The sequence below is a fragment of the Halobacteriovorax sp. XZX-3 genome (assembly GCF_043196495.1).
In the GTDB taxonomy this organism is placed as follows: domain Bacteria; phylum Bdellovibrionota; class Bacteriovoracia; order Bacteriovoracales; family Bacteriovoracaceae; genus Halobacteriovorax_A.
This window is the reverse complement of record NZ_JBEBMO010000001.1, coordinates 1,094,890-1,108,068: the sequence shown is the minus strand read 5'-3', so window position 1 is coordinate 1,108,068 and position 13,179 is coordinate 1,094,890. Positions and strand designations below refer to the sequence as shown.

The following is a 13,179-nucleotide window of genomic DNA, read 5'->3' as shown; positions in this document are numbered from 1 at the left end:
TCTCTTCCTATTTGATACATAGGTAACAAGCAAAATTATACCATCTAAAAATCATTTCAGATTTCTTAAAGCCTGCTTCATCTAACATTTTAAGTTGTTGTTGTGGAGTTAGGGGCCTCAGGACATTTTCTAGGGCCTCTCGTTTTTGAGCAATCTCCATCTCACTATATCCATTTCTACGTTTGAAATCATAATAAAGATCAATCAAAAGATTATCAATTTGCTCATCTTGGCAGATAATTTTCTCGGCCAAAATAAAACAGCCATTATCATTAAGCCCGTTATAGATATTTTTAAGAACATTAAGGCGCTCTTCAACTGGTAGGAATTGAAGAGTGTAGTTCATGATTGCCATACCGGCATTTTCAATTTTTACATCAGTGATCGACTCTTCTAATAACTCAACATTATCTTGTAGACCGTGAGACTTAAGCTTCTGTGCCGCCTTTTCAAGCATCGGTCTTGAAGTATCAATACCGATAAATTGTGGAAGCTCTTTGTCGTTTTGGCGAAAGTAATCGGCCATTAAAAGCATCGTCGTTCCTGTCGAACAACCAAAGTCATAAACTGTTCCAGATTGATAGAAGCGTCTTGTTAGGTCGATGATGATTTTATGAATCTCATGATAATTTGGAATACTTCGCGATACCATGTCATCAAATACAGAGGCCACATCTTGATTGAATTCAAAATCTGATATTTTTTCAATTTTCTTTGCAAAAACTTCGTCTTTGCCAGCGTTTAAAAATTTATTTTCCATGTGGCGAAACTAGAATATCTTTTGGATATTGTCCAATCTAGTATAAAAAATACTCCTTCTTTCTTCTTTAATTTCAATGATTTACTGATATGCGTGATTTTTTACTATGAATAAGCAATATTTATTGGTATGTAAACAAAATATATATTAAAAAACAGCGCAGGTTCTATGAATAATGAATTGGATAGAGGAGAAGCTTTTAACGAAACGCTAAGAGTTTTATCCCATGATTACTCGGGTCATATGCATTTAATTAGGTTTTGTATTGATGAATTGATGCAGGATCAGGATGAAAATAACCCATTTGTTAAAAAATTAAATCAAGGTCTTGAACGCTTTGAGAATGATTTAAATCTTCTTAAGCAATCAACACCTTATTTCTTAGATGAAGAAGTTCCAATTAGCAAAATCGCTACTAGGGCCTTCGGTCAAGCACGTATCTACTTAAAGAAACATTTTGCAGATTTAACTTGGAATATTGCTAATGATGTAACCGTAAAAGGTTCACAAGCTAACGATTTATGTGAAATCTTGTTCTCTTTTGCCCACTTATTCTCAACTTTGGCAAAAAAAGAAGGAAGAGATACATTCCATATCACCTTAGAAATTAAAGACGAGTTAAGAAAATTAATTTTTATTAAGTCAGAATTAAACAAATACTTAAGACAAGAGTTAGATTCCATCTTAAACTTAGGTGACGAAAACGAAAAATCATTAAGAAGATACATCGGAATTCATAACTTTTTAGCTAAGGGAAAGGATTACGAAATTCTTGATGGGGACAACAATTTATCGGTGAGGTTTGAATTATGACAATGGCAACGGACAAGGAAATTTGGATTTTAGAGGATGATGAGGGATGTCGTTTTGTTTACGAACAAACTCTCGTTCACCGCTACAACAACTTAAGATTTTTTACTTCTATTGAAGAGTTTCAAAATGCTCTATCAAATACTGAAAAGAATCCAGCACTAATCATTGCAGATCTTATGCTTGATGATGGTAACTTCATGACTTACTTAAATCATTCAAAAGATCGTCGTTTAATGGTGATTCCATTTATCATCGTTTCAAGTATCGATGATATTGATGCACTGAGATTCTGTTTTATGGAAGGTGCACTTGATTACTTAACAAAACCATTTAAGAAAAATGAGTTAATCGTTAAGATTGAGAATGTATTCAATGGTAGTCCAAGAAGAATGGTTCAACCAATTGCTCACAAGTCGATGCTGCTAGATGGTAAAGAAGTAGAGCACTTAACTAGTAAACAAAAACAACTACTGGGACTATTTATTAATTCTCCACATCGTATCGTAAGTCGCGATGATATCTTAGATAATGTTTGGGGAGATACAACTGTTCACCCAAAAACAGTGGATGTTCACTTATATAACCTAAGAAGAAAGCTTCATGATTACGGTTATATTATTCGTTCAGAAGGTGGCGGTAAGTGGTCACTTATTCCTGATACATATGAAAAAGCTGCAAGTTCAGATGAGTCAAATGTTTCATCTAATTCTAATGACAGTGATAATTCTGTTTCAGAAAATACATATTAATATTTTTTTACATAAATCGCCTCTAATAAAATAGAGGCGATTTTATATTTAGAAGAAGTTGATTTAAAACAATCATTATCGCTATGATTGAGACGAGACGCCAAGTGAATAAACCGAATAGTAGCTTTCGCAAGGAGCTATTAAATTCGAATATCCATTACTGTCACATCGATTTTGATGGAGATTGCATTTATGTGAATGATTTATATCTCGGTTATGGGTTAACTGTTGGCACTAATTTATTTCAATATACTCCTGATGAAAAGAAGGGGTTCTTTCTTGATCAAGTCGAAAGAGTAAAGAATGGTGAAGCTTGCCACTTCTTTTCTGAATCAATCAATTTATTAGGCGAAAGAGATCAGTGGGAGATTTGGCTACAGCCAGGTTATTCAGCTACAGGGACAAGCCCGTCATTTATTGAGGTTTACAGTCGTAATATTAATGCCGGATCTGAGAATTTTATCTCGACTCTGTTCAAAAATTTCTATACCGCCACCGATGATGATTTATTCATTCTTAATAATCAACTTGTGATCTTAGATATTAATAAGGTGACAAAGCAAAGTCTTGTGGGAAACAAGTTTTCAGAAGTTATCTTTGATGATGAAGAGTATTTGTTCTTCTTAAATACTTTTGAACAAGCAAAACGTTTGGACGGCGTGGCCTTAAAAGTTACTCATCCTATTTATCGCAAGCGTCGTTCTAAAAAAAGATTTTGTCGTATTAGTGTAACCTATATTGTTATTCAAGGTGTTGGTCGCTATATGGTTCAAATTCGCGATGTTCATCAAGAACATATCAATCGCGTAACTTTGAAAATGCAAGAAAAGCAATTTGAAGAATTTGAAAGATGGCGCTCTCTTGGACAAATGTCTGCAGGAATTGCACACGAAATAAATAATCCATTATGTATTATACGCATTCAGGCCGAACAGTTGAAAGATCGTTATGCTGGTAAGATCAAGGATTCCGATCCTTCTTATATGAAAAAGTTAGAGAGTATTATTAAGCAAGTGGATCGCATTGAAAATATTGCTAATAGTTTAAAGATTTACTCTCGCTCCTCAAACTCAATTACTAAAGAGATACATAACCTTGATAACTTAATACAGGATTCATTGGGGTTATTTCAGGCCCAAACTGGTCGAGAAATTTATATTGATTTTAAAAATCCGTTTAGTGACTTAGAAGTAGCGTGTAAAAAAAATGAGTTCTATCAAATCATTTTAAACTTGCTCACTAACTCTTATCAGGCGGTTCATCAATTTGAATCTCTTGAGAAATGTTGGATAAAAATTTGGGTTGAAGAGTCAATGCTAGATCAGTTCACTATCTACGTACAGGATGGTGGTGATGGGATTAAAGATAATGTTGCTAAAGATATCTTCACACCATTCTTCACAACGAAAGATGTCGGTGAGGGAACAGGTCTTGGCCTTAGTATTTCGAAAAAGTTAGCATTAGAAAATAATATGATTTTAGATTTTGAAAAAGACTTTGAGTATACAACGTTTTCAATATCGCTAGGCCAAAACATAGTAAGGCCTAGCGTCGATGCTTAAATAATCAATTAGCTATTTAGAACTTCTTGTAGTTGTCCTGATTGGAACATCTCAGTGATAATATCATTACCACCTACAAGCTCACCCTTGAAGTAAAGTTGTGGGTAAGTTGGCCAGTTAGAGTAAACTTTTACACCTTCTCTAATATCCATATCTTCTAAAATGTTAAAAGTCTTATAAGGTTTACCAACAGAGTTTAGCATTGCAATTGTATTTGCTGAAAAACCACACATTGGCATATCAGGTGTACCTTTCATGAATAAGAAAAGCTCAGCAGATCCAATTAGTGCTTCGATTTGCTCATTTAGTTCTTTTGATTTATCGGCACCAGAAACAGCTTCTCCTTGATTGATAGGAGTAGATTCTTTACCTAGAATGTTGAATGGATTATCGCTCATATTGATTCCTTTATTTCCTGAGTTTCATTTGCTCCTATCTTACCTAATAATGGTAGTTTTGGAAATAGCTTAGGGCAAGTGTCAGAAATTATAGATGTTCATTCAACCAGTTACGTAGCTGAATCACTTCATCAATATCAATTTCATGCTCCATTTCATAGGCATGGAATTGTGCATTGGCCCCTAGGCTTACAAGATGATCAATTCCGGCCTTTGTTTGATTAATATCAATTACTGGATCAAGGCTTCCATGAGCGCAAAAAATGGCCGTTTCTTTGAGGCATTTTGACAATTGCTGAGGCCTTCTTTCTGGATAAATTCTAGGGGACATTAGAACAATTCCTCCTAGTTTGTGATCGAGTTGATAGGCCGTCTCAAGACTCACGCAACCACCTTGAGAAAAGCCACCGATAAAGATGTCCGAGTAGTCGATATTGCTATTTTTTTCTACGATCTCATCAATAATCTTCGTTAGAGTTTTTACGCTGTTTTCAATACCAGGCACTGGATTATTAGGTGGAATATCGTACCAACTGTAACCGAAGTAGTACTTCTTTGGCGCGTTTAAGAGCAAGTAACTTAGACCGGTTACATTTATTTCTTGTGTGAATATTTTGTAAGACTCAAGGCTATCGCCTAGGCCGTGTAAGATAATCATAACCTTCTGGGCATTAGTAGGTGTGATGTCACTTGCAGGGATATAAAAAGAGTTTAGTAGTTGTGTGTTTAAGTCAGTTTTCATAGGAGAAAAATAGGTGATTGTGTGTTTTTATTCAAGTTTATTCTAAATTTTTTTTATGAACGGTCGATAGAATACTATCTATTGAATCCACGGAACACAGGAGGAAAATGTGTCAACAACTAGTATTTTAAAAGTTGAAACAAGAAAACCGGGAAGATCAACAACTCAAATGAGAAAAGACGGATATATTCCAGGAACTATTTATGGAAAAGGTTTTGCAGGAGCTCAATTTATGGTTCCAAAGCAGGGTCTTTCAAAATTCCTACATACTTCTGGAAAGGTATTTGAAGTAGAGTTTGAAGGTAAGAAGCACCTTGTAACTCTAGCAGATGTTCAAAGAGGTCACCTCGGGACAGACTTTGTACATTGCTCATTCCATAAAGTATCTGCAAAAGAGAAAGTAGTTATTTCTCTTCCAATCCACTTTGTAGGTGAAGCTATTGGTACAAAAGCTGGTGGTCTAGTTAACTTCAATATGCATGAAGTTGAAGTAGAAGGTCTACCAAAAGATATGCCAGAATTCTTAGAATTCGATATCACTGGTCTTGAGCTTGATGGACACTGGGCACTTGAGCACTTCTCTCTACCAACTGGTCTAGCTTGGTCTATCGATCCAACTGCATCAGTTGTATCTTGTCACCTTCCAAAAGTTGTCGTTGAGCCAGAAGTTGAAGAAACTGAAATGGTTGTTGAGACTCACGCTGACGCAGCTGAAGAAAAAGAAGAAGCAGCTTCATAATTTAAAAATCAATTATGATATAATGAGGGGAGACCAAATGGTCTCCCTTTGTTTTTTGGAGCATACTCAATGAGAAGTTTAGAAACGTGGCTTGAGATGTACGGTGAATCTCATCAGAATAAAACAAATCAACGCATTCACGAAGTATGTGTTCCATTGATTACTTGGTCACTATTGGGAATGCTTTGGGCGATTCCAAAGCCTGCGATCTTTGGCTATTTTAATTGGGCATGGGCCTTTGTTATTCTTGCTAGTCTTTTCTATCTTTCACTAAAAAATTTAAAGGCCATCACTGTCGCTCTTAGCTTAGTGATTCCATTTATGCTCTTAACACAATTCTTTCTTGTTAATTTTTTAGCGGAATATTTTTTTATTACTTGGATTGTTGTCTTTGTTGTTGCTTGGGTTGGGCAGTTTATTGGTCACAAAATAGAAGGAAAGAAGCCTTCTTTTTTTGAAGATCTTCAATTCCTTCTTATTGGACCTATTTGGATTTTTCTAGGTAAGAAGTCCTAGCGCTAGTTGCGCCAGAAATCTTCGTGATAATTAAAGTTTGTTAGCTCTTTCACCTTTTGAAGGTAGATGTGAATTTGCGGAGGAAATTGATACTCTGGAAAGATGTACATTCCCCAAATATGTGATGCTAGAAGGATATCTAGAATCGTAAACTTGTCGCTTTCATAGTAAGGTAAAAGTTTTGCTGGAAGCTGAGTCAGCGTTTGTTCAAAGCTATGTAAGTATTCTGCTTTATTTTGCGCAAGTAAGTGAAATGGGCCACGCTTAGCAGACTTTTTATTAATAAAGTATTCTCTTGCCTCTGGAGTGAACTCTTTTGACCACGCCCAGTAAGGCATGCATAAGTTATGAACATCTTTTCCAAGTTGATCGAGGTAATCATTAAGCAGCTTAAAGCTTTCGCTATCTAATTTTGATAGATTCAAATCTTTATCGCTGTGAATTGCAAGGGCCTTGATAATATCAAGTGATTCGTTCATAATGACGCCATCAATTTCCATAATTGGTAACATCTTTGTGCCAGTAAGCTCGACAGGTGTCTTCTCATCATTGTAATCTAGTACAATTGATTCATACTCGATTTCAAAGAAACCAAGTGCCATGCGAACTCTTACACAAAATGGACAATGGATATAGTGATATAGTTTCATATAAATTCCTTTCGGGTTTATGCGTCATTACGTATTAGTAAATAATAGTACAATATTGTTAAGAATTATTTAAGGAAAAACAATGTCATTAGCAATGCTCTATAAAGAAAGAAAATTTTGGCCTCTATTTTGGACGATGTTCCTTGGTGCCGCAAACGATAACGTATTTAAAAATGCTCTAATTATCTTAATTACATATAAGAATGTCTCTCTATTTGGACTTGGTGCAGAATCATTAGTTGCTTTTGCTGGTGGTGCTTTCATTCTTCCTTATGTTTTATTTTCTGCTACATCTGGTCAAATTTCAGATCACTACGACAAGGCGCAAGTTATTAAGGTAACAAAATTTACTGAGCTTGCATTTATGCTTTGTGGAGCGATTGGTTTCGTTACAGAGAGTTACGGACTGCTAATGTTTACACTCTTTTTAATGGGTGCTCAGTCGTCATTCTTTTCACCTGTTAAGTTCTCGTCTTTAAGGACAATTTTAAAAGATGAAGAGCTAACGACAGGAACAGCACTTATTGGTGGGGGAACTTTTATTGCAATTCTTATTGGTACAATCATTGGAGGGCTTGCCGCTGCAGCACCTGATGCTACTGATACGGCCGCTTTTGCAATCCTAATATTTGCGGTACTTGGTGTTATTACAGCACGTTTTCAAAATAAAATTAACGATATTAATAATGATGTAAAAATTGATTACACATTTGTTAAACCAACATTTCAACTTCTCATTAACTCTGTAAAAGAGAAGAACTCTTTCCGTGCAATGATGGGAGTTTCATGGTTCTGGTTTCTAGGCTCATTTGTTCTTTCAGTTATGCCGGCCATTATTAAAAATGTTTTCTACGGAAGTGAAATGGTTGCCTCAATCTTTATGGCGACATTTACAGTAGGGATGGGGCTTGGTTCTTGGATTTGCTCAAAGCTATCTGGTAAGAGAATTGAAGTGGGAATGGTTCCTGTTGCAGCAGTGGGGATGTCGCTAGCTGTTTTTGATCTTTACTATGTTTCTACACAGTGGCCAATGTCAGTGACAGGCGCTTTGATGCCTCCTGCTGAGTTTTTTGCACAACCACTTGCTCTAAGAGCAATTATTGATCTTCTACTTATTACAATATTTGGTGGGAATTTCTATATCTCACAATTAACTTTTATGCAGCATAGTGCACCTCTTGAGAAGCTTGCGAGAACAATCGCGGCCAATAATATTTGGAATGCTATCTTTATGGTTGTTGCAGCTGTTTCAATTATTCTTCTTAAGAGTGCTGGCGCAACGGCTCTAGATAATCTACTCATTCTTGGTGCCCTTAATCTGATCTATGCAGGAATTTGCTACTACTTCTTCCATGAAGAAATGTGGCGCTTTGTTGTGCAGCTTTTTACGACTTTTCTTTATGATATTCAAATTGAAGGTGAAGAAAATATTCCAAAAGAAGGAAGGCTTGTTATTGCTGCCAACCACACATCATTTGTTGACTGGGGTGTTGTCATGAGTCTTTCTCCAAGACCTATTCGCTGGGTAATTGACCACCGCTATTATAATATTCCAGGGCTTAAGCAATTCTTTATGCAGGGACATTTGATTCCGATCGCTACAAGAAGAGAGGACCCAAGGGTTCTTGATGAAGCTTATTCAAAACTAAATAGCACTCTAAATGAAGAGCGCTGTGTAGGCTTCTTTCCTGAGGGGTGGATTACTCGTGATGGTGAGCCTAGAAAGTATCAGCCTGGTATTAAGAAGGTTGTAGAGCAAACGAATGCTCAAGTCGTTCCAATTGTTATTAAAGGTCTATGGGGAAGTTTCTATTCTTTTTCTGGAAAAGGTGTTTTTAAAGGAATCCGTTGGAATTTTTTAAAACGTAGAAAAATCAAAGTAGTTATTCTACCTTCTATTACACCTGAAAATTTTTGTTATAAAGATCTAGAAGAAAAAATGGTCGTAGAATATAAAAAGCCTCTGTAAAACAGAGGCTTTTTTTTAAGGTGTCACGATATTAAATGTATTAGGAAAAGTATCTAATGTTTCATTAAGGGCATCGAAAACTTTCTTATCCCCACTATGGTTAATATTTTTCTCATCAAGCTCAGCAAAGGAAACTGCTCCCATTGCAAGCTTAACTAATTGTCCATGCTTTAAGTTAATTGATGCATTATCAGATGAAGCGAGCTGGCGATTTTGTTCTTGAGGTCTTTTCTTTGAATAGTTAAGAACACTATTTCTAAGGGTTAAGTAGTACCTTTGATTCCTATCTGTAATATTTAATTCAAGTGTTAAGTCTGTGCCATTGGCCTTTTCAGAATTAACTCTAACAGAGAGATAATCTAAGAGTAATTCAGTATCCATTTGAGATAAAATTGCAGGTGAAGCCGTTGCCGGTGCTGGCCGACCAACTCCGTAACGTAATTCTTGAGCTGCTTGAACATAGAAATTTCTCCAAGTCGCATTCTCGGATTGATAGGCCAATTGTTCATAAGTGTCTGCCAGAAGTTGCTTTGCTTTCACATTTTTTGGTTGTGCAAAGACAAGCTTATTTAAGACTTCTGCAACAAAGCGATACTCACCAATTTTATAATCTTTGATGGCCATTTCTAAGACGTCTCCGGCTCCTCCCATATAAGCAATCGTTCTCTTTGCTGATTCTACTTCTGGGAGCGGATTTAGGTGAGCAGGATTACCATCAAAGAAGCCAAGGTATTTATCGTATACTGCACGTGTATTGTGACTTAGGCTTCCGTAATAGCCACGATTGGCAAAGTTTTTGGCGAGGTTTCTATTTAATTTAATACTGTCAGATAGCTCGGTTCCAGAAAGACCTTTATTTAAGCGATTGACGGACTGGTCATGAATGAATTTATACAGATCTCTTTGCGAGGCCATATGTGAGACAACGCGATCATTTCCAAAGGTCGGCCAGTGATGTGAATTAAAAAGAATTTCGGCCTTGTTATATTTTTCAAGGGCCCTTTGAATATGCTTAGACCACGCAAGACTATCCCTTACTTGAGCTCCTCTTAGGGTCTGTATATTATGCATTGTATGGCTTAAGATCTCTGCACCACAAAGTGCATTGTCTCTTGGAAAATAGGCCATCATTTCTGTTGGTGCCTCTGCGCCTGGTGTAAACATGAAGTCAATGGTTACGCCGTCCACAACTAAGCTTTTGTCTTTATCAATAATTGTCGTCGGCTTCGCAATGGCATATTCACCATTGGCCGTATAGCTTCCTAGTCCTGTACCAACAGATCCTTGCGCTCCAAAATCTAATGTTCGTGCATACATATATTCTGCACGTCGACTCATTGCCGCTCCTGCAATAACATTTTCGCTTACTGATTCATACACAAAATCCTTGGAAGCGATAATTTGAATCTTGCCGCTTTCAAGTTCGCGTTTACTGGCAATTCCATAGACTCCACCAAAGTGATCAAGATGAGAGTGTGTGAAAATAATGGCCGTTACAGGTAGATTTTCTACATTCTTTCTAACGAGTTCTAAAGCTGTCTTTGCAGTCTCTGTTGTCATGAGAGGATCAATAACAATCCATCCTTTTTTTCCACGAATAAAGGAAACATTTGCAAGATCAATTCCTCTGACTTGGTAAATATGGTCAGAGACGCGAAACAGCCCATTAATTGACGTAAGCTGTGATTGACGCCAAAGACTTGGGTTTACTGTTTCAGGTGGCTTTCCTTGTGTGAGGGAAGGAAATTTAGCAGGATCAAAAATCTCTTTCATTCCATCTTTTGATTTAATTGGCCCTTCAAGTTTTGCAATAAAACCCTTTTGAGAATCTTTAAAGTCTCGATCATCATCAAAGTTTAACTCTTGGGAAACGGCCTTGTGAGAATCCAGAGTGTGCCTTGATGCAGGCTTAGGATCATTAGTGAATGAATATCTTTCAGCTCGGGTACAACCTAGTAGTGAGATTAAGAGTAGGGCGGGGGTAATGAGATAGAGTAATTTTTTGGAATGAAACACGATTCCTCCTTATTGCATTATTAGAGTTACTTGAAGGGGATATCGGTTTTAACGTATTTTAAAATGGCCTAAGAAAGGTAATAAAAAAGGCCTCATTTCTGAGGCCTATATTTAATTAGAATTGATTAATCATTGCATCTGCATCAAAGCCAAATTTCTTATAAAGCTCAAGTGCAGTGTATGAAGACTGACCAAAGTGGCCATCATTTCCAAGTGACTTCAGATTAAATTCAAGTCCTTCTTGTTTTAGAGCATGACAAAGCATTGCTCCAGCACCAGCTGTTAGTTGGTGATCTTCAACAGTTACAATTTTATTTCCATTCTTTGCTAGCTGATCCTTGAATGTTTCAACATCAATCTTATTAATAAATGGATTATTGATAACAGTAATATTTTTACCTTTTGCTTCAAGTTCTGTCGCAGCTTTAAGAGCTTGTTGTACAAGTGGACCGTGAGTTACGATAATTCCGTCCGTACCTTGTCTTAGAACTTGAGCTTTGGCCCAACCGTAGTTTGCACCATCAATATATGAAACTGGATGTTTTTCACGGCCAAAGAAAAATACAGTTGTTTCTGGTGTTTTTCCTTTGTTTACTGCTTCTTCGTATCTCTTAATTGCTTGATACATTAGGCTTTCAGCTTCTTCTTTCGTTGAAAGAGCAATGACTGTTGTATTTGGAATTCCTGCTACAGCAGAGAAGTAAGTTGTTGCTTGGTGTGAAGCACCGTCAGCAGCATCCTGGAAACCTGTATGTGAGAACAAACAAATTACAGCACCTTGTGAAAGCTGAGACATGATTAAAGGAAGATTTCCTTTTGTTACACCAAATTGTGCAAAAGTATCAACAACAGGAATGAATCCTTGTTTTGCCATACCAACTGCTGTTGAAACCATATTCGATTCTGCAATACCAATATCAACATAGTGATTAGGGAATTCTTTATGGAAGCCTGAAACACCAGTTGAACCTGCAAGATCTGAAGTTACAGAAAAAACTGGAAGCCCTTCTTTTGTTGCTTTAATCATAGCATTTGCAAGACCTGGCTGAACCTTGTCTGAAGGGGCCGAAGACTTAGAAGCTTCTTTTGGAGCTGGCTTTGAAGATAGGATTTCATTTGCCCAATTTTTAAACTCTTCTGGACAAGTTTCACCAGTATAAATTTCATCAAGAAATGAAATTAATTTTTCATCATATGCTCCAAGAGGATAACCATGACCACCAGACTTTGCTTCTTCAGTTGATTTTACACCGTAACCTTTGATTGTTTTGATAACAAGAGCAATTGGCTTAAGTTCATTTGATTTTGCTTTTGCAATATTTTCTTCGATTGCTTGATAAACTCTTTCTAGGTCGTGTCCTTCTTCAACTCTTACAAGATCCCAACCCATTTCTCTAAGAGCAAGGAAGCTTCCTTTCATATCGAAGCTATCTTCAGTAATACGCCCACCAAGTTTTGTATTATTATCACTGATAATCATAACAAATGGATTCATTTTACCTTTTTGTGCAAGACCAGGAATTGCGGCCATCGCTTCACGAGCTTCACCTTCCATACAACCACCATCAGAGATTGTACAAACAGTTACACGATCATTTCCAATTGCCTTATCTGCAAGAGCAAGACCTTGTGCCTGAGGAAGTCCTGAACCAAGTGGGCCATTTGAAATGAAAACACCTTCTGGATTTAAGTGAGCTTCACCGTGACCAGTAAGTTTTGATGTTATTGAACGGAAGCCTCTTAGACTTTCAAATGTAAGTCCATCAAAACCAAGATTTGCACGAAGAGCGTAAATTCCATTTTCTGCGTGACCAGCATCGTTTACGAAGTTAAATTTCTCAAACCAATTTGGTCCTTGTGAGAACATAATCGAGTGAAGAGCACTCATCATCTCTGCGAAGGCCGCAGGTCCACCCCAGTGGCAAGCTGCTCCACCAATAACTGCGTGTTGATTCATTAGGGCCACAAGAGCTCTTGTTGCTTTTGGGTCTGCAAGAGTGATTTCCTCTCCCGCTAAGTTATGAATTTTAGTTGCATAGATTGGGGCATTTGTTGGTGCCGTTGCAAGATGATTTTTTACTTTTAATGGGCTGATAGTTGCAGTCATTAACTTCTCCGAATTCGTTGATTTTCAATAACTTATAAAAGGTATCATGAGGGAATTTTTTCTGGCCAGAGAATATTTGCTGACCCATTAGATTGGCACTTTAGGCCAAATGTGTAAAACCTAAATGCTTGAAAATACAGTAACTATAAATTTATTAA

General features: G+C 36.8%; 12 protein-coding genes. 6 read left to right on the top strand and 6 right to left on the bottom strand.

What is annotated here, in order from left to right; translation table 11 throughout:
• Positions 1-7: 7 nt before the first annotated feature.
• Positions 8-760, bottom strand: coding sequence for a carboxy-S-adenosyl-L-methionine synthase CmoA (gene cmoA, locus ABMA70_RS05195; RefSeq protein WP_103216589.1), 753 nt, complete (start codon positions 758-760; stop codon positions 8-10).
• A 168-nt stretch (positions 761-928) separates the two neighbouring features.
• Between cmoA and ABMA70_RS05190 the strand changes: the two genes are divergently transcribed.
• The 3 genes from ABMA70_RS05190 to ABMA70_RS05180 all read left to right on the top strand — a co-directional run bounded on the left by ABMA70_RS05190 (position 929) and on the right by ABMA70_RS05180 (position 3,884).
• Complete coding sequence (locus ABMA70_RS05190; protein WP_146037753.1) at positions 929-1,573, top strand: hypothetical protein; 645 nt, start codon at positions 929-931, stop codon at positions 1,571-1,573.
• Positions 1,570-2,322: a response regulator transcription factor gene (locus ABMA70_RS05185; protein ID WP_392991142.1), complete on the top strand. Its 753-nt coding sequence runs from the start codon at positions 1,570-1,572 to the stop codon at positions 2,320-2,322. The genes ABMA70_RS05190 and ABMA70_RS05185 overlap by 4 nt, the downstream gene beginning before the upstream one ends.
• 104 nt (positions 2,323-2,426) lie before the next feature.
• Positions 2,427-3,884 (top strand): nitrogen regulation protein NR(II), encoded by a 1,458-nt coding sequence (locus ABMA70_RS05180; RefSeq protein WP_392991143.1) that lies wholly within the window; start codon positions 2,427-2,429, stop codon positions 3,882-3,884.
• 8 nt (positions 3,885-3,892) lie between these two features.
• Here ABMA70_RS05180 and grxD read toward each other — a convergent pair whose 3' ends face one another.
• A complete protein-coding gene (gene grxD, locus ABMA70_RS05175) occupies positions 3,893-4,282 on the bottom strand; it encodes a Grx4 family monothiol glutaredoxin (RefSeq protein ID WP_392991144.1) in 390 nt (129 codons plus the stop codon).
• An 88-nt stretch (positions 4,283-4,370) separates the two neighbouring features.
• Positions 4,371-5,024, bottom strand: a complete 654-nt coding sequence (locus tag ABMA70_RS05170; protein WP_392991145.1) for an alpha/beta hydrolase — start codon at positions 5,022-5,024, stop codon at positions 4,371-4,373.
• 109 nt (positions 5,025-5,133) lie between these two features.
• Between ABMA70_RS05170 and ABMA70_RS05165 the strand changes: the two genes are divergently transcribed.
• Positions 5,134-5,763 carry a 50S ribosomal protein L25 gene (locus ABMA70_RS05165; RefSeq protein ID WP_103216595.1) on the top strand — a complete coding sequence of 210 codons (630 nt, stop codon included), beginning with the start codon at positions 5,134-5,136 and terminating at the stop codon, positions 5,761-5,763.
• 69 nt (positions 5,764-5,832) lie between these two features.
• Complete coding sequence (locus ABMA70_RS05160; protein WP_392991146.1) at positions 5,833-6,279, top strand: DUF962 domain-containing protein; 447 nt, start codon at positions 5,833-5,835, stop codon at positions 6,277-6,279.
• 2 nt (positions 6,280-6,281) lie between these two features.
• Here the strand turns inward: ABMA70_RS05160 and grxB are convergent, their stop codons facing one another.
• Positions 6,282-6,929, bottom strand: a complete 648-nt coding sequence (gene grxB / locus ABMA70_RS05155) for a glutaredoxin 2 (protein WP_103216597.1) — start codon at positions 6,927-6,929, stop codon at positions 6,282-6,284.
• Positions 6,930-7,011: 82 nt separating this feature from the next.
• On the opposite strand from grxB, the gene ABMA70_RS05150 reads away from it, so the two are divergent.
• Complete coding sequence (locus ABMA70_RS05150; protein ID WP_392991147.1) at positions 7,012-8,898, top strand: MFS transporter; 1,887 nt, start codon at positions 7,012-7,014, stop codon at positions 8,896-8,898.
• Between the two features lie 15 nt (positions 8,899-8,913).
• Here the strand turns inward: ABMA70_RS05150 and ABMA70_RS05145 are convergent, their stop codons facing one another.
• Entirely contained in the window at positions 8,914-10,914 is a 2,001-nt protein-coding gene (locus ABMA70_RS05145; protein ID WP_392991148.1) for an alkyl/aryl-sulfatase, read from the bottom strand.
• A gap of 115 nt (positions 10,915-11,029) precedes the next feature.
• A complete protein-coding gene (locus tag ABMA70_RS05140) occupies positions 11,030-13,021 on the bottom strand; it encodes a transketolase C-terminal domain-containing protein (RefSeq protein ID WP_392991150.1) in 1,992 nt (663 codons plus the stop codon).
• Positions 13,022-13,179: the final 158 nt, after the last annotated feature.

What these genes read in the sequence shown, in the direction of transcription:
- grxB (WP_103216597.1), bottom strand. Translation starts at nt 6,929, where the DNA reads ATGAAACTATATCACTATATCCATTGTCCATTTTGTGTAAGAGTTCGC.
- ABMA70_RS05150 (WP_392991147.1), top strand. Translation starts at nt 7,012, where the DNA reads ATGTCATTAGCAATGCTCTATAAAGAAAGAAAATTTTGGCCTCTATTT.
- ABMA70_RS05160 (WP_392991146.1), top strand. Translation starts at nt 5,833, where the DNA reads ATGAGAAGTTTAGAAACGTGGCTTGAGATGTACGGTGAATCTCATCAG.
- ABMA70_RS05185 (WP_392991142.1), top strand. Translation starts at nt 1,570, where the DNA reads ATGACAATGGCAACGGACAAGGAAATTTGGATTTTAGAGGATGATGAG.
- ABMA70_RS05190 (WP_146037753.1), top strand. Translation starts at nt 929, where the DNA reads ATGAATAATGAATTGGATAGAGGAGAAGCTTTTAACGAAACGCTAAGA.
- grxD (WP_392991144.1), bottom strand. Translation starts at nt 4,282, where the DNA reads ATGAGCGATAATCCATTCAACATTCTAGGTAAAGAATCTACTCCTATC.
- ABMA70_RS05140 (WP_392991150.1), bottom strand. Translation starts at nt 13,021, where the DNA reads ATGACTGCAACTATCAGCCCATTAAAAGTAAAAAATCATCTTGCAACG.
- cmoA (WP_103216589.1), bottom strand. Translation starts at nt 760, where the DNA reads ATGGAAAATAAATTTTTAAACGCTGGCAAAGACGAAGTTTTTGCAAAG.
- ABMA70_RS05170 (WP_392991145.1), bottom strand. Translation starts at nt 5,024, where the DNA reads ATGAAAACTGACTTAAACACACAACTACTAAACTCTTTTTATATCCCT.